This window comes from Paenibacillus sp. MCAF9 (genome assembly GCF_052114265.1).
Classification (GTDB): domain Bacteria; phylum Bacillota; class Bacilli; order Paenibacillales; family Paenibacillaceae; genus Pristimantibacillus.
Map to the genome: position 1 here is coordinate 318,679 of NZ_JBFREL010000006.1, position 19,918 is coordinate 338,596.

A 19,918-nucleotide genomic window follows, 5' to 3' on the forward strand; every position below is an offset into this window, starting at 1 on the left:
AATTTGTTGCAAAAAAATACCGCTACCAATTTCTCTGGCGAGCGGTATTTGTTCGTATGTTATCTTAATTGATCAATGAGTGAGCGTACTTTAACGACGAAACGATCTGCTTCTTCGGATGACGCCATAACGGGGCTGTATTTCGCTTGTTCAAACCCATTCAGCACAATCTTAAAATCTTCACGCAGCCGCTTCTGATTTTGCGACCAGCGCAACACTGCCTCGCGCAGCGTCTCATGGTCTTCGCGCTCCATTCCACGCTTTTTGCAAATGCGCAGCAGTTTTTGCGTCTCAAGTACGATTCGATCATTTGTTGTGTATGATCCATGGCGGAGCTTTCTCCAAGAAAAGATAAGCTTGTCACGACGAATAATAAGCCATGCAACGGAAGCAGCGATAAGCAGTGATATGGAGCTCCATAACCAAACCTGCGAGCTTGATGAGCCTTCTGTATCTCCAGCTGCTGCAGTATCGCTATCGCCGAGATCGAGATCCGGCAAAGGAGCAACCTCCTCTTCAGGCAGCGTATACGGGAATGAGAAACCCGCTGTTGCTTCGAAAGGAATCCAGCCTGTACCTTCAAAATAAATTTCTACCCAAGAATGAGCATCTGAATTTCGAACGGTGTAAGTGCCTGCTCCGCTTGGATTTACTTCTTCCTCCCTATAACCGCCTGGAGGCCCGAAATCACTAGCTGGCAGCGCACCAGGAGCAAATCCTTTAACCCATCTCGTCGGCAGGTCTAAGCTGCGCGCCATAACGGCCATTGAGGTTGAAAAGTAGTCGCAATAGCCTTCTTTCAGCTCAAACAGAAATTGATCAACGAAATCGCTGGTAGATCCTGTGAGCTTTGATTCATCGGGCAAATTATTATAGTTGTAATTGAGCCTTAAATACGATTCCAACATTCTAGCTTTATCATAATCATTAGCAGCCCCGGCGGTAACCTGCTCTGCAAGCTGTTTGACTCGATCAGGCAATGATTCAGGCAATTGCAAGTAAAATGAATTGCGTGCAGCCTCTTCCTTATCTGACCAGCCAGCTTTGGATGTCTTCAGCAGCGCTTCATCTAGAACAGGTACAGACGACGTAACCGAATACGTTTGCGGGTATTTGCGGTTTTGCATGGACCAGTTCAGCAGCCGCAGCTCGCCTGAGCTAGGCTCCCATCTTAAGCTAGTTGGAATAGCTGCCTCTTCATTTTCAATCCAGTTGATCTTCGAAAGTGGTGCAGCGGCAAAAAGAACCGGATAAACATCCTTTCGAATCATCGTAACAATCTGATTGACTTGCTTTACACCAGCTTTTGGCGGATCATCTAATGAAGCGAATGCCTCACCCTTCACAACAGGAATATTTTCTTCGCCAGCAAGCCTGGGAGCAACATCAATCCACCCGTCACCTGTGTAAAAAGCTTTAGACTCCCCGCGCCAGTAGCTGCGATGCGAGGTCGTAACGGTCATCATCGGTGAATAATCAAATTCAAATCCACCGCCAAGCTTATCGTCGCTTCGACTATATCCGGAGCTCGCATTGCCTGATCGGTTCGGCGATATGACGTCTGTGCCCTTATCGCCTAAAAACACCTGAACCCTCTCCCCCTTAGCTTCCTTCCAGATCGTATAAGGATCCTGAAGAATAGGAGCAATTGAAGGCATATTCAATCCAACAATCATGAGAATAGATAAAACGAGTGCAATCGGCACCATTAATCGCAGCGGATACTCGATTAGCTCTTTCCAGCTATTCGGATGATCGCGCTTCAGCCTCGACAAGTGGCCAGCGACCATCCAGAGCAAACCAATAAAGACGACCATCCCTACTTCATCCCACAGCCAGATCGGCGTAAAGGAATCTGCGATGGTTAACACCAAAATGCTTACGCCTACAAATCCGAACATTCGAACTCTTGTGATTGTCCATATTCCAAACAGCACGTAGAGCATAAGCATCGCCCCACTTATCCATATAAATGGATTAAGCTGAACGAGATGTACCTGCAGCCACCACAGCCACTCTTGCCAGCCCTGTGGACTTGCAACAATCCATTCCATTCTTGCCCATTGCGTTGTAATGAAAATAGCTGCCATTACTTGGAAAAGAAGCTTCAGAAACTTCCAGCGGGGAGGAAGCAATATATCAATTGCTGCCGCCGCAAATAAAGTGTAGTAGGCAATGGCGTACGTTTCGTCCCACCAATAACCTTCAAATATTGTAATTACATTCGCTAAAATAATGGCAATAAATATAGATCTCAGCTTCTCAAACCAGTTCGTCGTTAAATACACTCCAATTGATTTCATCATTTGCTTCATGCAATTCCGCTCCCTTCCAATACCGTTGGGAGCTCTTGCAGCTGACGAACTTCAAATACAGGCCATCCGCGTTCGCGCAATACACGTTTCCAAGAAGTGTTATGGCTTAATAAATCAATCGACGAAGAGATATGAATCAAGCAAGGGGTAATTCCTTTGCGAGAGAGCCACTCCATACTTCGAATAACATCCGCGCCGGTCTCAGGAGTAATAAGGACTGCAAAACTTCCGGCTTCGATCGTAGAATCAGCTTGCTGAAGCGACGGATACAAGGGCCGTGCTGCATTTGCATCAACAAAGGTTAAATGCCTCATCACCATATTTCGTTGATCAATGCCAGATTTAGGTGTAACGAATGTCATGGAGTCTCCAATGGAGAGCAGCCCCATTGCAGTATCACTTTTGAGACCGTTCTCGAGCAATGAAGCAGCAACAGATACGGCTAATTCGAAGCGAGTCGCGAGTTCACCTTTGTAGCTGCTCGAATGACGATCTAGTATGACAAGCGTTCGCGGCAATGATTCACGCTCGAATGCTTTCGATTTCCACTCGCCGGTCTTCGCCGTCGCATTCCAATGGACACGTGACAAACGGTCTCCGTATAAATATTCACGAACCCCGTTAATTTGTGTCGTTTCCTTCGCTGAGCGTGACGCAATGGCATGAGAGTAAGGACCGCGAATCCCGCGCTGAATGCCATTCCACTGCCTTAGCGGAACCGTCTGAGGCAGTACATTAAGCACCGTCTCCGAGCCGAATTTCCCTGAATGCTCGAACAAGCCGAATACATCATAAGATAAGCACTCTGTATGCGTAAATCGGTACTCGCCGCGCTGCAGCGGAGGCGTCTGATAAACGACATGGCCCGCACGCTTCCAATTCGGTACGAAGGAAGTTTCAAATGCCAGCCTTTGTCCATTATGACGATGCAGCTGATCTCTAACAATGACGTATGGAAGCGGATAATAGCCAGGAATTTTCATGGAAAGGCTTACTTCAAGCGTGCTGCCTGCTGATAAAGATTGATCGATTGTTGTAGCTCCGGGCATCGCATACACTCTGCTTCCTGTAACCTTGTTGATTCCGCTCCACCTGCCAAGCACTAAATAAATAATTAATAAATTCAAAATCATGAAGAGCATCATCGCGGTTTTGCCGCCTTGAAATAAAAAGTAGAACAGACTGGTCAAATAAATGACTGCGACAAGCTGCATCCGCACCTTCGAAGATTTGGCCGCTGTCATACGACTAACGCTCTAGCCGAACCGGTACTTTCGTGGACTGAATCACCTGCTCGATGATATCCTCCGCTTTAAGACCGTTCATTCTAGCTTCCATTCTTAGAAGAAGCCTGTGCGAAAGCACGTAAGGAGCAAGTTCCTTCACATCATCAGGCGTTACAAACTGTCTCTGCTGAATATAAGCACTTGCTTTAGCTGCTCTTGCTAGCGCTAACGCTGCACGAGGACTTGCACCGAGCATTACATTCACGTTTTCTCTCGTTCCTCTTATTAATGAAACTAAATATTTGCCTACGGCGTCATCAATATGCACCTTAAGCGCTTGGTCCTGGATTTGAATCATATCGGATATATTAATCATTTGCTGAATGCGGTCAGATGGATGTATTCCTTCATTAGAGAGCACCATTTGCTGCTCATCTGTTTCACTTGGATAACCGAGCGACAGCTTCATCATGAACCGATCCAGCTGCGCCTCTGGAAGCGTATAGGTGCCTTCAAATTCAATTGGGTTTTGGGTAGCAAGCAAAACGAACGGACGAGGCAGCTCATATGTATCGCCATCAACCGTTACATGTCCTTCTTCCATCGCCTCAAGCAATGCAGATTGTGTCTTCGTTGTCGCGCGATTGATTTCATCGGCTAGCAATATATTAGCCATAATTGGCCCTGGACGAAATAAAAAGGTTTCTTGTTTGGGATGGTAAATGGAAACGCCTGTTATGTCAGTTGGCAGCAAGTCGGGATTGCATTGTATCCGGCGGAATTGGCCGCCTATTGACTTTGCCAACGCTTTCACTAATTGTGTTTTACCCGTGCCTGGCACGTCTTCAAGCAGAACATGTCCACCTGCAACAACGGCAATTAACAATCTTTGGATCTCTTCCTGTTTGCCGAGGATACAAGATTCTAAGTTTCGGAGAATAGTAGAGCATAATTGCATGTCTGCAGGACGAATATCCATTTCATAACCTCCCGAAATAACGCATGAGTTAGTATTCAATACTACTATTTTACAGTACTTCCTTTGCAGTACACAAATTTTTTCGCTACAAAAAAAATTGGAAGATCCCACAGGACCCTCCAACTTAAGTGCATAAATGGTTATCCTTTTGGCCTGACGACAAGTGCTGCCAAGAAGGAAAATATTATCGCTGCCGAAATGCCGGCACTAGTTACCTTAAAGATACCCGATATAACGCCAATCCAGCCTTGCGTATGCAATTCGGTTAATGCGCCATGTACGAGGGCATTACCAAAGCTTGTTATCGGAACTGTAGCTCCTGCTCCTGCAAACTTAACGAGCGGTTCATATAAGTCAAAACCATCAACGATAGCCCCAATGACCACTAAGGTCGACATCGTATGGGCAGGAGTCAGCTTAAGAACATCAAACATCAGCTGACCAATCACACAAATTCCTCCACCAACTAAAAAAGCCCACAAAAAGATCATATATGCTTGCTCCCTCCTGCGCTAATGGCAACAGCATGTGCTATACATGGAATACTCTCGCCTTGCTGGAACGAGAGCGGCGATAATAATGCGCCCGTCGCCACGACTAAAATTCGGTTTAATTCGCCTTTCTTGATTCGTTTGAGCAAATGTCCGTAAGTAACGACGGCTGAACAACCACATCCGCTGCCCCCTGCCTGTACCTTCTGCTTCTGAACGTCATATACCATAAGGCCGCAATCGCCAAACACTGTTTCGTTCATCGGAACGCCGTTTTTCATAAGCAATTCCTTTGCAATGGGATGCCCTACTCCAGCCAAATCACCCGTTACAATTAAATCATAATCACGAGGAGATCTACCTGTATCGTTAAAATGGGCTTGTATCGTATCTACAGCCGCGGGTGCCATTGCAGCTCCCATATTAAATGGATCTGTGATGCCAAGATCTATGACTTTCCCGATGGTTGCACATTCCACTACTGGGCCGTCACCTTCTGCAGCGACAACAGCTGCGCCAGAACCCGTAACCGTAAATTGTGCGGTAGGCGGCTTCTGTGAGCCATATTCCGTTGGATAACGAAATTGCTTCTCAGCTGTGCAATTGTGACTGCAAGTGCCTGCCAGCACATGAGTGGCTGAGCCTGAGTTCACGAAGAGCGATGCAAGCGCCAATGACTCCATTGAGGTGGAGCATGCACCAAATACTCCAATGTAGGGTACTCCGAGTGATCGAGCAGCAAAGCTATTGCTAATAATTTGATTCATGAGATCTCCGCCGACAAAAAACTGAAGCTGGTCGCGTTCGATGCCGGCATTTTGAATTGCAAACTCCGAGGCTTGCTCCAGCAGCAGCCGCTCTGCCTTCTCCCAGCTTTTTTGCTGCATGTCCAGCTCAGGATGGACGAGATCAAAATCGGCTGCAAGCGGACCATCTCCCTCATCAGGCCCGACCACGGTCGCCTCGCCGATTATTACCGGGCGTTTCTCAAACCACCATGATTGTTTCCCTCGCAGCATATTACTGACCCCCAGTTCCGAGAATAAGATGAGCGATACCGACGAAGAAAGCTGCAACTGTACCGAAAACAATAACTGAACCAGCCAGCTTAAACATATTGCCGCCAACACCAAGCACAAGACCTTCGCTCCGATGCTCCAAAGCGGCCGAACACATGGAATTGGCAAATCCGGTTACAGGCACTGCTGAGCCAGCACCAGCCCATTGCGCAATTTTATCGTATACGCCTAGGCTCGTTAAAATAACCGATATCAATATAAGCGTTGCAACTGTTGGATTGCTTGCCGCTTCTTCGCTCATTCCCATCAGATGGACATAAAGCTCCTGTATAACCTGTCCAAATACACATACTGCCCCGCCGAAAACGAATGCTTTCAAACAATTTCCAAGTACAGATCGAGGCGGCTCCATCGTTTTTGCGAACGATTGATATTCTTTTGGTGACATGGACATTTTTTTGTAATGACTTTTGCTTTTGGTCGCCACAAAACCATCCTCCTTTTCCGCTACGGTTTTTCTCTATGCCTGAAGCTAAAGTTCCGTAACCGCTTTGCTTTCTTCTGGTTCATTATTTGTAATAGCAGGTTGCAATATTCCAACTCAAACAAAAACGCCATCAATGTCCTCTGGATGCTGCATCAGCTTTGACGGAGATATACAAGATAATCTGGAGCAAATAATATACTTTCTTACATTAAAAAAAGGATTGCCCCCGACTAATGATTTAATCGAAGGCAACCCTTTATTTAAAGAAATATGGCTAATAACAAAAGAACGAGTAAAACATACATTATGAGCACGAGCAAGCTCAATAAATGACGTTGCCGCTTCGTAGACAAAAGTGCAGCTCCCCTCACACCGGGCTTTTAACAACAGCATATGCCAAACACCCAGCTGCGAAGCTTATCCAGAGCGATTTCAATAGGCAAATGTTTTATTGTTCGATAATCATTACGCCTTTAGCAGCTAAGCTGTAAGCGCCGCTGACAATCTCACCCGTGAGAAGCTCTGTTCGCTGCTGAGCGCCAAGCTGAAGCTCAGAAGGCTCTGAGTTATGGTTCAAAATAAAAGTAAAGGATTTCCCATCTTTATTTCTGCGTGTTACTTCGACCCCTGTAGGTACGGACAAGATTGGCTCAATCCCTTTGTCCTTGCATAAGTTCGTGAGCAGCGACTGCAGGAACTCTTTATCTGGACTGGAAGCTATATACCAAGCTTCCCCGCTGCCAAATTTATTGACAGTAACCGCTGGCATGCCTTTATAGAAATCCGAGCCATACTCAGCAACAACCTCAGCGCCTTCAGAATGGATCAAATCACATAGCAGACTGCATGAATAAGTGCCGCTGAGAGCCCCATCAACTTTTTTCATCACCATTTGGTTGTGTTGGCCTGGCAGCAGCGCGTCGATCTCCTCCGCCCAAATGCCGAGAACCTTGCGCAGCTTGCCTGGATAGCCGCCCGTAGTTACGAGATCATTCTCATTAACGATGCCGCTGAAAAAAGTCGTAATGAAGGTACCGCCGCGTTCCACCAACGCTTCTACCTTCTCCGCAAAACCCGGTTTAATCATATACATAACCGGTGCAATGACGAGATCATATTGCTCGAAATTTTCTTCAATGCTGATCATATCGGTTTGAATATTCAATTCAAACAAGGCATCGTAATACTTATGAACCTCATCCACATATTTTAAAGCTACGCTTGGTCCGCTGGATAGCTCAACTGCCCAGCGGTTTTCCCAGTCAAATACGATGGCTGCCTTTGCATCAATTCGCGAATCAAGCAGCTTATCCGAAAGCTTCGTCAGTTCATGACCAAGCTCTGCGCACTCACGAAATACGCGTGTATGCTCATGGCCCACATGCTCAATGACTGCGCCATGATATTTCTCACATGCTCCGATCGAGCGGCGCAGCTGGAAGAACATAACGGTATCCGCGCCATGCGCTACTGCCTGATAGCTCCAAAGCCGCATGACGCCAGGGCGCTTCAAAGCGTTGTAAGCTTGCCAGTTCTGCTGGCTCGGCGTTTGCTCCATCAGCATAAAGGGCTGTCCACTTTTCAAACCGCGCATAAGCGAGTGCGTCATTGCTGTATAGCTTACAGGAGTGTCGATCGACGGGTAATTGTCCCACGAGATGACATCCATATGTTTTGCCCACTTGAAATAATCAAGCTCAGGGTAAGTACCCATCATATTTGTCGTAATTTGAATGTTGGGCGAGTGTTTGCGAATTTCTTTGTGTTCAATTAAATAACAATCAAGCAGAGCATCTGATTGAAATCTGCGATAATCAAGCGAAATGCTTTGGAAGTTGGATCGATTGCCGCCCCATTCCTCGCTAAGCGCATTAGGCGGTTCAATTTCATCCCAGTCATAAAAAGTATGGCCCCAGAAATTTGTATACCAAACCTTATTCAATTGTTCAATCGTGTGATAACGCTTTTGCAGCCATATTCGGAAAGCGACGGCGCAGTTATCGCAATAACAGTAGCCGCCATATTCATTCGAAATATGCCAAGCGACAATCGCAGGGTGATCCTTATAACGCTCTGCCAGCTTCCCAGCTATGCGTCCCGAATGCTGCCGGTAGGTTTGGCTGCTCGGACAGGAGTTGTGGCGTCCTCCAAATTTACGTTTGCGGCCCTCATAATCGACACGAGTGACATCCGGGTATCTCTTCGCCATCCATGCCGGATGAGCCCCCGTACTTGTAGCAAGGCAAACAGCGATTTGGTCGCCATGAAGTCTGTTTATTATGTTATCCAGCTCAGTGAAATCATAGGTTTCTTCACTTGGTTGAATCCGCGCCCAAGAAAAAACGTTAACCGTTGCGACATCGATGTTCGCAAGCTTGAACATGCGAAGATCCTCTGTCATCGTCTCATCATCCCACTGCTCCGGATTGTAATCTCCGCCGTACCATATTTTCGGAAGTTTCTCGTTTATCATTTCTATTTCAATCTCCCTTCAGTTTATGTTAATTAACAGCAAGGGAGAGAGCTCATTAGATGAGCCCTCTCCCTGCCAATTCACTTTGAGTCTTATTTCGACCAAAGTTCCACACGATCCTGCACCATTTTTGTAAATTCAGCATTCAATTTTGCTACACCTGCATCATCAAGATCTTTTAGAAATGCATCATAGATTTTATCGAAGTCTGCTGGTTTAGCAAGAATCGCTTCAGGGATACGTTTTTTCATAATATCTTGTGTTTTTTGGAAAATAACGTTTGCTTGCGAGCCCGTCTCGAACGGAAGTGTCCAAGCTGCGCCGTATTTGCGAACTGGGAATGCATCGTCAGCAGGCCATAGGTCTCTGTACGTTTTCGCATTGTATTTCGCTAGCGTCTTCTTGTCTTCTTCGGAATAAGCCGTTTGAATTTGCTCAGGGAATGTCGTCGTATAGTAGTTTCCAGAAGGGTCCTTCACGCCATCGCCATAGCGAGCAGAAATCAAGTAGTTGCCAATGCCTGTCGTTTTCTTAAATGTATTGCCGTCATTTGATTTTTGAGCTTGAACATCTGCAGGAATAACACGTTTCCCGCCTTCTACATTGTAATGCTTGCCTTCAATACCCCAGTTAACTAATACTTGACCTTCATCAGATGCAAGGTAATCAAGGAATTTGATTAAGCGTACTGGATCTTTTGCATCCTTTGTAATCCCAATTCCATAACCAGATAGGTAACCTGTGCCTTGGAAGGAGTGATCTTGGAATGTATCATTCAGCGTTACAGGAAAACGAGCGTAAGTTGATTTAAAATTGCCAGCTGCTTTCAAAGCGTTTTCTGCTTCGCCATAATCCCAGTTTTGGTCAATAAGTCCAAGCACACGGCCGGAAGCAATTTTTGATTTATATTGATCGTATTTTTGAACGAAGCTTTCTTTATCAAGCAGACCGATATCGTTCATATGGTTCAACCAACGGAAATACTCTCTTTCCTCAGGGCGCTGGTAATGCATGATCGCTTCATGTGTGTCTTGATTAACGAAAAACTCGCCATCATCTGGAGCGCCTGTTGCATAGAAAGCCGGGTTTGTAACTGAAATTAGAATTTGCCATTCACCGCCGTTAAGCGACATACCGATTGTCGGCTGGCCATCAGCTGTTTTAGGGTTCTTCTCAATATAAGCTTTAATTGCAGCTTCATAGTCTTGTACCGTTTTGATTTCCGGATAACCTGCAGCTTCAAGCACTTGGTGCTGCAATTGGAAACCGCCGCCAGCTTCGAAGTAGGTTTGCCCTACGCCGTCTTGGGGAAGCACATAAATCGCGTCGTCATCTTTACTCCAACGAAGACGGTTAAAGTATTCGCCGTAAATCTTTTTCAGGTTCGGTGCGTGCTCCTCAATCAAAGGTCGAAGATCGATCAGTGCGCCAGCATCAACCAATTTGCCTGCGCTGCCTTTTGGCATAACCATATCGGGAAACTCGTCGCTTGCTACCATAAGGGCAAACATATCTGTGTCACTGCCGCCGACAGGGAACTCTTGCTTAATCGTAATGCCTGTTTTATCTACAATAAATTGCCCTACATCCGACTTCATATCGTCCCAGCTCGGGTTCGCGTCGCCAGAAGCGATACGAATCGTAATCGGATCACCCTTCTCAGGCTCTGCTGCATTTGTTGGTGAATTCGTGGAATTGCCTGGCGCGTTCGTTTCTTTATTTTTGCCGCCTTCATTATTCGAATTGCCGCATGCCGTGACAAATACGAATACTAGTGCCAATACCAAGCTTAAAGCCATTTGCATTTTTCTTTTCATTGCTTGAAAGCCTCCCTTTTTCTCGTTCATCATGCTCGTGTATATAACAGGAAACCTGCTATTACCAATATTAACTTTTTACTGCGCCAAGCGTCATGCCTTTGACAAAATACTTCTGAAGGAAAGGATACACTAGCAAAATCGGTACTGTAACGACGATCGTAATCGCCATCTTGATAGATTCCGGTGAAACCGACGCCAGCGTTTGCTGCGCATTAGGATCACGATAATTACTGCCCGTTTGCGTGGATAGCAGCACCTTCATCAGCTCATACTGCAGTGTCGTATTCTCTGGACTCCTATTATTGAACAAGTAAGTATCAAACCACGCGTTCCAGTGTCCAACAGCAATATACAAAGCAATTGTAGCGAGTACAGGCTGACAAAGCGGAAGGATAACCTTCCAAAATATAGTCCAATCATTTGCCCCATCAATTTTGGCTGATTCTTGGAGTGCATACGGAAGCCCGTCAATATAAGAGCGGACGATGAACACGTTCCAAACGCTCAAAATAGCAGGAATGATGTAAACCGAAAACGTACCAATCAAACCTAAGTTTTTCATAAGCAGAAACCCTGGAATGAGACCGCCTGAGAAATACATCGTGAGTGCGAATACAACGGACATCCATCTTCTTGCTTGGAAGTCTGGACGACTTAAAGTGTAAGCCATCATGGATGCCGACAACACCCCAATGAGCGTTCCCAAAACGGTACGAATAACCGAGTTTTTGAAGCCTACAAGCAGTCCCTCAAAGCCGAAAATCGTCTCGTAATTTTTGAGTGTAAATTCGCGAGGGTATATAGTTAAACCGCCTCTTACTGTATCTACCGAATCATTAAATGATATCGCTAGTACATTCAGGAACGGATACAACGTTACGATAGCAACGATGATCATGAATACATAAATGCATGTGTCAAAAACTTTATCGCTTGTACTTCTTCTCATAGCTCCTTGCATGTACCGCACCTCCTATATGATTGATTCTTTGGTGACTCGTTTGTAAATTCCGTTCGCGATAAACACTAATAGGATGCTGACGACGGAGTTAAAGATACCGATTGCCGTACCATACGAATATCGGCTCATTTGAATACCGTACTTCAGCGCATACAGATCGAGCACTTCTGAAAAATCGGATACAAGAGGATTTCCTAACAAAAACTGTTTCTCGAAGCCAATGCTGATTAAATGACCGATCGATAAAATGAACAGCACCATAAAGGTTGTTCTAATTCCCGGTAATGTAATATGCCACATTTTGCGGAATCTGCCTGCCCCATCGACAGTCGATGCTTCATAAAGCTCAGGATCTATTCCTGCCATCGCAGCTAAAAAGATGATGGAATTCCAGCCCATTTCCTTCCACAAATCCGATAAGGTCACGACGCTCCAGAACCATTCGCCCTTGGCCATAAACTGAATCGGCGTATCAATGATGTTAAGAAACATCAATAATTGATTAATCGCACCGCCGTCTGTTGACAGCATCTTCGTTACAAGCCCCGCAACAACAACCCAAGATACAAAGTGCGGCAAATATGAAATGGTTTGTACAGAGCGCTTAAAGAACTGCCCTCTTATTTCATTAAGCAATAGCGCAAAAATAACTGGAATCGTAAACCCTACGATAAGCCCCATCGTACTCATGGCCAGCGTGTTTCGCAAAACGATATAAAATCTTTCGTCTTGAAACAGCTCTATGAAATTATCAAGACCTACCCATTTTTGATTCAATATCCCGTTTTTCGGCTTATAATTCTGAAATGCGGTCAACCAGCCCCATACCGGCACATAGCTGAATAGGAAGATCCAGATGACGAACGGCAGCGACATCATGTACAAGTAACGCTGCTGAATGGCTTTGAACCAAAATCGATTCCTTTTGTTTGTCGCCCTTAACTGCTTAGGACTATCTGTTAGCGGTTTCATAGCTGCTCCTCCTACTGTTTCTGCTTCGTGCAAAAACGTCTTCGCAAGCTACCTTATGTGGTGAGTAGCTTACCCTCTCTTATCTGTACTTATCATAAACGATAGAACCTATCCTCCGGCACCCATATAATTAGACCTAAAATCATATGAAAATACGTTCTTTCAAGCGCTTTCATAACCATTGGTTACATAAAAAATAAAAAAAACATCTAGCTCGCCAGCGACTCTATCAGTCCTGTGAAATAGATGTTTGTAAGTATAAAAAGATTATAGGAACAACAGCTTCCTATTCCAAAGCCGTTCTACCAGAAATACTTTTAAAGGATGAGGGAGATACTCCTTTATACTTTTTAAATTTACTATGGAAATAATCAACATTCGCATATCCGACCCGTTCCGACACCTGATGAACCTTGAGCCCCTCCTGCAGCAGCTCAATGGCATGCTGTATTCGCACTTGATCCAAATACGTGTTGAAATGCTCACCCGTATAGTTTTTGAACATTTTGCCTAAATAGCCGCTATTGTAATTAAATAGATCAGCCAGCGTTTCCAGCTTAATATTTTCACTATAATGACGTTCAATAAAATCAGTCATTTGTTTCATGACCGACAAGCTGTCTGATTTCGAGGTTTTCATCGCCAGCTCCGACAGACGGGTTTGCAGCTGCGCAATCATTTCCTCATAATGATGGGCAAGGTACAAGGCGGTAATCATCGACAGATCCTCATGAAGCGATAGCTGCGGATTAGACAAGGCCGCTTTATTAAGTACAATTGTGAGAAGCTGCGCCCAGCTCGATTTGACGAACGGCTCGGAAGAATCAAAAGCGATAATTTGCTTTGACGCCTCCTGCAGCGCTTTTTCCATTCCCTCTTTGCTCCCGATATCCAGCATATAATAAAGCTTTTGAGCAAGGCTATCGATTGATAATTGATTGCTAGGCTCAGCCTCCGCCTGCTGTCTCTCCACCGCTAAAGATGCCATATGGATGAATTGTCCTTGCAGCATGAACCGCTGCTTTAATAGGTCGTGAATGGGCATGGACCATTTTTGCAGCTCCGCGGGTTCGCGAACGGATTCGCTTGCCGCAGCTGTAAATTTCACCTTCGTTCCGCAGCATTCCTCGATCCACAGCTTCATTTGCTCGCGCGAGCCATTTTGAAGCACATAATCTTTAAGCAATATCCCAATATAAGGCTCGGCAGAAAAAACCCAGGCGATTTGCTTCTCTTCAACAATGTCCGTCAGCTTCTTCTTGAGCGTTGCATTCAGCGTAAGGGAATGCTCCCTGCTGTAGAGCTCGATCAACATCAGCTGGTAATATTTCGCCGGCTCACCCAATAATGTTTTCAGCTCGTGGCTGTTAGCCGTATTTGCATCCAGCTTCCCGCTTGAGAGCTGATACAGCATCTCCTCACGCAGTAAAGCAGTCGATTGCTCTGTATTTTGACGCTGCTCCGACTGACTTTGTAGCTGTGCAGAGACACGTTCGACATAGCTCTCCAGCTCATCTTCATCAATCGGCTTTAAAATATAACCATCCACATTATGCGCGATCGCCTGCTTAGCATAATTGAACTCCGCATAGCCGCTCAAAATTAAAAAATGACAGCTATTGTCTGTTTTCCTTATTTCCTCAATCGCTTGTAGTCCATCCATGCCAGGCATGCGGATATCAATCAGAATCAAATCAGGACTCAGCACGCCGTGCTTCTCGACTGCCTCGCGTCCACTAGCTGCTGTCCCTGCGACGGCAAAGCCGAATTTGCTCCAATCAACTAATGTTTGCAGTCCTTCTCGAATCATCGGTTCATCGTCTACAATGAGCACTTTATGCAAGCGAATGACCCCCTATTGGAATTTCAAAAGTAATGCGCGTACCCGCTCCAAGCTCGCTCGTCAGCGTCAAGCCATATCCGTCCCCATAAATCATGACCAGCCGCTGATGGACATTGCGCAGCCCAATTCGGTATTCTTCCTCTTCTTCCATATCATTCAGCGATTCATTGATTTCATTAATCTTTTCATCGCTGATTCCTACGCCATTGTCGGATACCTCGACCCGAAGCATATGATCACTGACCTCTGTCTTTAACCATACGAATCCGCCCTCAGCAACATTTTCAAGACCATGCACAACAGCATTCTCGATGAGAGGCTGAATAATGAGCGGCGGAATTTCGATCTCCTGACCGTTAGCATCGATATCGAGGCGAAACGTCAATCGATCGTTGCCGTATCTGAATTTTTGAATTTCCAAATAGCAGCGCACCATTTCCAGTTCATCCTTTAATGCAATTTTGCGTGGGCCTATTTCTAAATTTCGACGAATCATTTTACCAAGCATACGAACGATTGAAGAAATCTCTGTCTCGCCCTTGATATGAGCCTTCATTCGAATCGATTCAAGCGCGTTAAACAAAAAATGAGGATTGATTTGGCTGGCCATCATTTTCAGCTTAATTTCCTTCTGTCTAAGCTGCAGCTGGGCCTGCTGTTTATGCGATTCCGCTACCTCGTCCATTAAGCCGCGAATACTTACGACCATGTTGTTGAATTGCTTGGACAGGATGCCAATCTCGTCATTGCCTGTCACATGCGAAATCACGTTCAAATCTCCCATCGCTACTTTGTTCAAATCTTTATTCAGGACCAGCATCCGCTTCGATATAATCGCAGAAAAAATATAAATCATAACGAAGGCTATAACTAAGCTTAGCAAAATAATGCCTAGCCCAAGCAAGCTTATGCGATTAGCTCCACTTACAATACTATCAATTGTAAATACAGATACGATTTTCAAACGATTAAAGCTTGATTCAGGCTGAAGATCCTCGATCACAATTTTCGAAGGTTTTCCTTCGTATTTGAATTCATAGGTGCCTGCTGCTTTATTCGTCAGTTTACTGGCAAAGTCTAATTCAGAAATATTTTTACCTACCCATTCGGGGTTTTTCGCTGCAATCATATAACCATTGTCATCAATAATCATCGTATCAAACGGCTCTTGGCTAATCATCGCATTAAGCTCATCCTGATTCACGCCTATCACTAGTACGCCGCTTGTCCGATACGTTGGGAACGTGATCTTCCGAATCAGACTTAAATAACGGCGGTTATTTTTAGTTTCATCCTTAATGTATTCCCAGTGAATGCCATCGCGCTTCATTGCTGACTTATACCAGTCTGTTCTCGCAATGGGATCGGTAACTTTCAGAAACTCCCAATTGTCGAGTATCGTCATATTCGTCGTATAAAAGCGTATGTTGTAGACTTCACTGTATAGTTTAATGTAATCTTTAAAATCACGGTAATCCCAAAACGCCTTAACGACATCAAACGTGGAGCTGTATTGCGTGTTGACGACGTTCGTTAACCTGCTATCGACCAGCAGCTTGTCGGAAATTTCGATTGGCATGCGTATAACATCCAAGGTCTGCTTCTTAATTCGCTCGACGTTATTCGTAATTTGCTGGGTCGCTTGATCAAGCACATTTTGCCTAAAAGCGACGGTAAGAAAAATGCCTACGATAAGCACCGGTACAAAAACAACGAGAATAAAAGAAATAATAAGTTTCTTTTTGATTCGAATATTGTTCATTCTTTGCCCCATTGTTCGAATGCTCTTCTTCATACAAACGGCTCCTCCTTAAAGCTTTGCGCAGCAAACTTCATTCGTTAGTATCGGCTGAGGTAAGCGTTTACTTTTTCGCGTAAAATTTTAAGGCATCTACATTATAATGCTGGCAATCTGCCGTGCCTACATCACTAATTCAATATTTTATCATATGAAAATTAGACAATATGGGAGCGCTGCCTATACGATGCAAAAATCCCGCTCTTAAGAGAGCGGAATTCGGTAGGATGAGTGCTCTTCAACGATATGCTCGCCTTTGTTGTACAACCATTTGAAAGCAAAACGATCGCCTTCATAATTTGTTCTGCTGCGAATATCCGGCACAATAACCGTTTCAAAATGATCGATGATCGTCTGCTGCAGCGAGGCAAGGCGTTCTTCATTCGCATCCGCCTGCTGCGCTGCTTCCTCTTCCGATTGTGCGGTCTGCGAGAAGTAAGCAAATGCTGCCTCCCGATCGCTAATGGATTCAGGCAAAGGATGTCCTGACCCCCGGAAGATTTCTTTCACCGTATTTATCCAATCTTTATACAAGTTGATTTCAATGTCGTTTGCCATATGGACTAGCTCCTCTGTCGATGCTCATTGTTCATTTAAAGAATAAAGCGGCATTACATAAAAAGCAACCATAACCGCAAAAACGGAGCTGCAACAAGCGCTATCTAGCACCTGAAGACAGCTCCGTACGAACAAGCTCTTATTATTGGAAGCGGAAGAAGCTCAGCTTCACGCTTTCCGTCAAACCAATTACCAGATCGCCTCTCAGCTTGCAGCTTGGCAGATCAATACGAATCGTTTGCCATTCTTGCTCACCGCTTGATTCAACCGAGCATGAGCCTCTAAAAACAGCGGCCGGGCTGATCATCTGAATAGACAACTCTCCGCCTTGAGCGCCGCCGCAAACGCGAGCTTCAAATACACTTGGACCGTTTGACCAATCAACATCGTTAAATTTGATCCAGCCCACTGCTTGCGATAAACGGACTGCCGTTCCGCCTTCCTTGCTCTCATCCAAATAAACATGCGCATAATCATCATAGTTTTCCGCACGCGTCTGCAAGGATAACTGACGTGGTGGAATGGTCTCGCCTTCGATTGTTATTGTACCCTCGGCAAGGAGATGTGCGGAGGAGGCACCAGCTGCAAACGTATAAGCCGCCGATTCAAGGCAGAAACGGTCCCGTGTTACATCCCAAATAGCAAGCTCTTCTGCTGGAACTACAAGCTCTACTTGCTTCGTCTCTCCAGGCTCGAATGAAATCCGCGTGAAGCAAACCAGCTTCTTAAGCGGACGCTGTACCCTTGAGCCCTCCACTCGTACATATAATTGGACAACCTCATCCGCTGCGACGCCGCTCTCATTCGTAACCTGCAGTTTCACCGTTACACTGCCGTTCATACTCGCAGCGTTATTCGTAATCTCAAGCGGACCGTATCGAAATGAACCGTAGCTAAGACCATAACCAAATGGATACAACGGTTCGCCATCGAAATAAAGATATGTTCGTTTTCCTTTCAAAATATCATAATCCATTAGATCGGTTAACTGCTCTTCTGATTTGTACCAAGTCATATTCAAGCGTCCAGCCGGCGAATAATCACCGAATAAAACGTCAGCAATGGCATTGCCCAGCTCTTGACCCGCATGTGATAAATAAACAATCGCGGGAACTTGCTCGTTTACCTTGTTAAGTGCAAATGGGTAACTTCCAATAACTACGACGACCGTGTTCGGATTAGCAGCGAATACCGCGCTAATTAATTCATTTTGCGAAGCGGCAAGGTCAAGGCTTGGACGATCGATTTCTTCTTTTCCGTTAATAAGCGGATTATTGCCTACGAAAACAATTGCCGTTTCTGCTGCTTTGGCTGCAGCTGCCGCTTCTGCAATTCCGTTCGCGATAACATCTTTAGAGAACAGCTCGCTTGCTCCTATATCCGCTAATTCCGTAACTTGAAGGGAATCTGCGCCGCCATTAGGGGCAGAGACCAGCTTGCCGTTCCAAGTTCGTATCGCAAATTTCTCATCAGCTTGCTCATCAAGCTTGAACACTTCCTTCACATACCAGCCAAAAGCTTCGCTTGCAGCTGCTGCAATATTGACATCATCTGCGCTTGTAAGCAGCTTGCCGGAATCCATGCTCTCTAGCGTATAACTGCCCCAGCCCCAATCTGTCACCTCAAATGTATCGCCTTCCTCATCCAAATCAGTCGCTTGCAGACGGTTTGCATGTTCTGTGGATGCGCGCAATGCTTTTCCATTCGCAGCTGATTTCAATCGAACGCGATCATTGCCGCTGCTGAATGTTACTTCTTTGCCGGCAAGCTTGCTCTTGATGCCTTCAAGTGGTGTTACTTTGTACGGCAGTGAACCAGAGTACCAGTCTCGGTATACAACGTCGGCAAGCGGCCCGATAACTGCTACACGGCTTAGCTTTTCTTTATTCAACGGCAGCGTTTTGTTCTCATTTTTGAGCAAAACAATCGACTCTTTTGCAGCCCGCAACGATAATTGTCCATGCTCCGGCGCACATAGTTTCGATTCAGGCATATCCGCGTAAGGATTCCGCTCAGCGGGATCGAACTCTCCCAAGCGGAAACGTACACGGAAGGTGTTAATGAGTGCTTTATCCAAATCCTGCTCAGACAGCAGCCCTTCTGTCAAAGCTTCGCGAATAGCCGCGCATGATTTTTCTTTATCATCCGTTATGCTGTCGATGCCTGCTTTGATGGAATGAGCTACTGCCTTCTTATAAGAATCATAATATTGATGATCGTTGACGATACCAAGCAAATCTCCCGCATCGCTGACGATGAAGCCGTTCATGCCCCATTCCGCTTTCACTACTTTGTTTACATCCTCGTGCAAAATAGTAGGCGTGCCATTAACCGAGTTGTACGAGGTCATCATCGAATAAGTGCCGCCCTTGACGAAAGCAGGCTTGAACGCTGCTTGATAATATTCCTTCATATTGCGCGGATCAATGCTTGCCGAGCAGCTGCCGCGATTGATTTCATTGTTATTGCCGATAAAATGCTTCAAGGTCGCTACCGCTTTAAAGTAAAGCGGGTGATCGCCTTGAATGCCCTGTACCAGCGAGGCTGTTAGCTCACCTGTCAGCTTAGGATCTTCTCCATAAGCCTCTTCTGTTCTTCCCCAGCGCGGATCTCGCTCCATATCCACCGTTGGCGCCCACAGCGTCAAGCCGTTGATGGCTGGGTTTCGCTGAAAGTAAACGCGTGCTTCGTCACCGATTGCAGAGCCTACTTCCTTCAGCAGCACAGGATTCCAAGTGCAGCCAAGCCCGATGGGCTGAGGGAACGTGGTCGCTTCGCCTAACCACGCCATTCCGTGCGCCGCTTCCGTCCCATGTTTGTACGGCTTTACGCCTAATCGCTTTATTTCAGGCTGGTATTGAACCATCGATTCAATTTTCTCATCCAGCGTAAAACGTGAAACAAGATCGGTTACCCGTTCTTCAAGCGGAAGCTCTAAATTTTCAAATGGAAAACGTATACTGGTCGTCATAATGC

General features: G+C 45.6%; 14 protein-coding genes. All 14 read right to left on the reverse strand.

The features are described 5' to 3' along the window. Window positions 1–59 precede the first annotated feature (59 nt). The 14 genes from AB4Z45_RS13680 to AB4Z45_RS13745 all read right to left on the reverse strand — a co-directional run bounded on the left by AB4Z45_RS13680 (window position 60) and on the right by AB4Z45_RS13745 (window position 19,913). Complete coding sequence (locus AB4Z45_RS13680; protein WP_441909855.1) at window positions 60–2,315, reverse strand: transglutaminase domain-containing protein; 2,256 nt, start codon at window positions 2,313–2,315, stop codon at window positions 60–62. Further along, window positions 2,312–3,559 carry a DUF58 domain-containing protein gene (locus AB4Z45_RS13685; RefSeq protein WP_441909857.1) on the reverse strand — a complete coding sequence of 416 codons (1,248 nt, stop codon included), beginning with the start codon at window positions 3,557–3,559 and terminating at the stop codon, window positions 2,312–2,314. Before AB4Z45_RS13685 ends, AB4Z45_RS13680 begins: the two co-directional genes overlap by 4 nt. A 4-nt stretch (window positions 3,560–3,563) precedes the next feature. Further along, window positions 3,564–4,520 (reverse strand): AAA family ATPase, encoded by a 957-nt coding sequence (locus AB4Z45_RS13690; protein WP_339208541.1) that lies wholly within the window; start codon window positions 4,518–4,520, stop codon window positions 3,564–3,566. Window positions 4,521–4,660: 140 nt separating this feature from the next. Then, window positions 4,661–5,011, reverse strand: coding sequence for a stage V sporulation protein AE (gene spoVAE / locus AB4Z45_RS13695; protein ID WP_076270075.1), 351 nt, complete (start codon window positions 5,009–5,011; stop codon window positions 4,661–4,663). After that, window positions 5,008–6,030 (reverse strand): stage V sporulation protein AD, encoded by a 1,023-nt coding sequence (gene spoVAD, locus AB4Z45_RS13700; protein ID WP_076270076.1) that lies wholly within the window; start codon window positions 6,028–6,030, stop codon window positions 5,008–5,010. The genes spoVAE and spoVAD overlap by 4 nt, the downstream gene beginning before the upstream one ends. A gap of 1 nt (window position 6,031) precedes the next feature. Continuing rightward, window positions 6,032–6,517 carry a stage V sporulation protein AC gene (gene spoVAC / locus AB4Z45_RS13705; RefSeq protein WP_076270077.1) on the reverse strand — a complete coding sequence of 162 codons (486 nt, stop codon included), beginning with the start codon at window positions 6,515–6,517 and terminating at the stop codon, window positions 6,032–6,034. 448 nt (window positions 6,518–6,965) lie between these two features. Next, window positions 6,966–8,990, reverse strand: a complete 2,025-nt coding sequence (locus AB4Z45_RS13710; RefSeq protein WP_441909859.1) for a beta-galactosidase — start codon at window positions 8,988–8,990, stop codon at window positions 6,966–6,968. A 92-nt stretch (window positions 8,991–9,082) separates the two neighbouring features. Continuing rightward, entirely contained in the window at window positions 9,083–10,807 is a 1,725-nt protein-coding gene (locus AB4Z45_RS13715; RefSeq protein ID WP_339208536.1) for an ABC transporter substrate-binding protein, read from the reverse strand. Window positions 10,808–10,877: 70 nt separating this feature from the next. Further along, window positions 10,878–11,771, reverse strand: coding sequence for a carbohydrate ABC transporter permease (locus AB4Z45_RS13720; protein ID WP_076270081.1), 894 nt, complete (start codon window positions 11,769–11,771; stop codon window positions 10,878–10,880). A gap of 12 nt (window positions 11,772–11,783) precedes the next feature. Then, window positions 11,784–12,743, reverse strand: a complete 960-nt coding sequence (locus AB4Z45_RS13725) for an ABC transporter permease (protein WP_076270082.1) — start codon at window positions 12,741–12,743, stop codon at window positions 11,784–11,786. 286 nt (window positions 12,744–13,029) lie between these two features. After that, window positions 13,030–14,577: a response regulator transcription factor gene (locus AB4Z45_RS13730; RefSeq protein WP_441909970.1), complete on the reverse strand. Its 1,548-nt coding sequence runs from the start codon at window positions 14,575–14,577 to the stop codon at window positions 13,030–13,032. Window position 14,578: 1 nt separating this feature from the next. Then, window positions 14,579–16,381, reverse strand: a complete 1,803-nt coding sequence (locus tag AB4Z45_RS13735; RefSeq protein WP_441909861.1) for a cache domain-containing sensor histidine kinase — start codon at window positions 16,379–16,381, stop codon at window positions 14,579–14,581. Window positions 16,382–16,588: 207 nt separating this feature from the next. After that, window positions 16,589–16,942 (reverse strand): hypothetical protein, encoded by a 354-nt coding sequence (locus tag AB4Z45_RS13740; protein ID WP_441909862.1) that lies wholly within the window; start codon window positions 16,940–16,942, stop codon window positions 16,589–16,591. 142 nt (window positions 16,943–17,084) lie between these two features. Then, window positions 17,085–19,913, reverse strand: coding sequence for a glycoside hydrolase family 3 C-terminal domain-containing protein (locus AB4Z45_RS13745; RefSeq protein ID WP_441909863.1), 2,829 nt, complete (start codon window positions 19,911–19,913; stop codon window positions 17,085–17,087). Between the last annotated feature and the right edge of the window lie 5 nt (window positions 19,914–19,918).

Bases quoted from the DNA above. Each gene is read 5' to 3' on its own strand.
- AB4Z45_RS13680 (WP_441909855.1), bottom strand. From the start codon at position 2,315: ATGAAGCAAATGATGAAATCAATTGGAGTGTATTTAACGACGAACTGG.
- AB4Z45_RS13685 (WP_441909857.1), bottom strand. From the start codon at position 3,559: ATGACAGCGGCCAAATCTTCGAAGGTGCGGATGCAGCTTGTCGCAGTC.
- AB4Z45_RS13690 (WP_339208541.1), bottom strand. From the start codon at position 4,520: ATGGATATTCGTCCTGCAGACATGCAATTATGCTCTACTATTCTCCGA.
- spoVAE (WP_076270075.1), bottom strand. From the start codon at position 5,011: ATGATCTTTTTGTGGGCTTTTTTAGTTGGTGGAGGAATTTGTGTGATT.
- spoVAD (WP_076270076.1), bottom strand. From the start codon at position 6,030: ATGCTGCGAGGGAAACAATCATGGTGGTTTGAGAAACGCCCGGTAATA.
- AB4Z45_RS13710 (WP_441909859.1), bottom strand. From the start codon at position 8,990: ATGATAAACGAGAAACTTCCGAAAATATGGTACGGCGGAGATTACAAT.
- AB4Z45_RS13715 (WP_339208536.1), bottom strand. From the start codon at position 10,807: ATGAAAAGAAAAATGCAAATGGCTTTAAGCTTGGTATTGGCACTAGTA.
- AB4Z45_RS13720 (WP_076270081.1), bottom strand. From the start codon at position 11,771: ATGCAAGGAGCTATGAGAAGAAGTACAAGCGATAAAGTTTTTGACACA.
- AB4Z45_RS13725 (WP_076270082.1), bottom strand. From the start codon at position 12,743: ATGAAACCGCTAACAGATAGTCCTAAGCAGTTAAGGGCGACAAACAAA.
- AB4Z45_RS13735 (WP_441909861.1), bottom strand. From the start codon at position 16,381: ATGAAGAAGAGCATTCGAACAATGGGGCAAAGAATGAACAATATTCGA.
- AB4Z45_RS13740 (WP_441909862.1), bottom strand. From the start codon at position 16,942: ATGGCAAACGACATTGAAATCAACTTGTATAAAGATTGGATAAATACG.
- AB4Z45_RS13745 (WP_441909863.1), bottom strand. From the start codon at position 19,913: ATGACGACCAGTATACGTTTTCCATTTGAAAATTTAGAGCTTCCGCTT.